This is a genomic window from Acinetobacter sp. YH01024, from assembly GCF_013420195.1.
GTDB lineage: Bacteria > Pseudomonadota > Gammaproteobacteria > Pseudomonadales > Moraxellaceae > Acinetobacter > Acinetobacter amyesii.
Genome location: NZ_VOYQ01000102.1, coordinates 1 through 1,468 on the forward strand (window position 1 = coordinate 1; position 1,468 = coordinate 1,468).

The 1,468-nt window shown below is 32.6% G+C and carries 1 protein-coding gene and 1 pseudogene; both read left to right on the top strand.

The window, feature by feature from the left end:
- A pseudogene (locus FTT88_RS17040) lies at positions 1 to 119 on the top strand (IS30 family transposase); the annotation flags it as partial.
- Between the two features lie 100 nt (positions 120 to 219).
- On the top strand, positions 220 to 999 hold the full coding sequence (locus tag FTT88_RS17045) for an APH(3')-VI family aminoglycoside O-phosphotransferase (protein ID WP_000422634.1): 780 nt from the start codon (positions 220 to 222) through the stop codon (positions 997 to 999).
- The last annotated feature ends 469 nt before the right edge of the window (positions 1,000 to 1,468 follow it).

Below are 1,468 nucleotides of genomic sequence, written 5' to 3' on the forward strand. Positions count from 1 at the left end.
TTGCCATGTCACTGAATACTCGTCCTAGAAAAGCGTTAGATTGGCTTACACCATTAGAGAAATTTGCTCAGCTTGTTGATTATCATAAGACTTTTCAAACTGTCGCACCTCATGTTTGAATTCGCCCCATATTTTTGCTACAGTGAACCTAATTAAGATCATCTATTTACTAGGCCTCGCATTTGCGGGGTTTTTAATGCTGAATAAAAGGAAAACTTGATGGAATTGCCCAATATTATTCAACAATTTATTGGAAACAGCGTTTTAGAGCCAAATAAAATTGGTCAGTCGCCATCGGATGTTTATTCTTTTAATCGAAATAATGAAACTTTTTTTCTTAAGCGCTCTAGCACTTTATATACAGAGACCACATACAGTGTCTCTCGTGAAGCGAAAATGTTGAGTTGGCTCTCTGAAAAATTAAAGGTGCCTGAACTCATCATGACTTTTCAGGATGAGCAGTTTGAATTCATGATCACTAAAGCGATCAATGCAAAACCAATTTCAGCGCTTTTTTTAACAGACCAAGAATTGCTTGCTATCTATAAGGAGGCACTCAATCTGTTAAATGCAGTTGCTATTATTGATTGTCCATTTATTTCAAACATTGATTATCGGTTAAAAGAGTCAAAATTTTTTATTGATAACCACCTCCTTGACGAGATAGATCAAGATGATTTTGAGGCTGAATTATGGGGAGACCATAAAACTTACATAAGTCTATGGAATGAGTTAAATGAGACTCGTGTTGAAGAAAGATTGGTTTTTTCTCATGGCGATATCACGGATAGTAATATTTTTATAGATAAATTCAATGAAATTTATTTTTTAGATCTTGGCCGTGCTGGGTTAGCAGATGAATTTGTAGATATATCCTTTGTTGAACGTTGCCTAAGAGAGGATGCATCGAAGGAAACTGCGAAAATATTTTTAAAGCATTTAAAAAATGATAGACCTGACAAAAGGAATTATTTTTTAAAACTTGATGAATTGAATTGATTCCAAGCAATATCTAAAAATACTTAACTGTCTTTTTAAGTTGCTAAGTTTTAAATAAATAAGTGAAAAAAGTTAGTGAAGCTACTGATTTAAAGCTTTATATAGCCAATGAATCTAAATTTTGGTTTTTAAAATGAACTTATTTAAAATAGCTAAAGCTGTTTATTAGCTTAACTTGTGATTTAAGTTTTTTTGAATATAAAATTGTTAATTTATTAGCTTTACAAGTTTATTTAAATTTCATCGTGCAACATTTTTAACAAATTTTATTATCGATGGTATTTTTTTGTCTGCTTTTCTTTTCCTAGTCTTTTATCTATCCGTCAACCATATAGGGCAGAGGGCTTTGTTGCACAAACCTATCTGTAAAGGCTTTTTCAGCGATATAATTTTCAAATGAAGAAGCCTACACACAAAATCTATCGCACAACCAATTGGCCCGCATATAACCGAGCACTCATGAGTCGCG

Coding starts and splice junctions, on each gene's coding strand:
- FTT88_RS17045 (WP_000422634.1), top strand. CDS start 220: ATGGAATTGCCCAATATTATTCAACAATTTATTGGAAACAGCGTTTTA.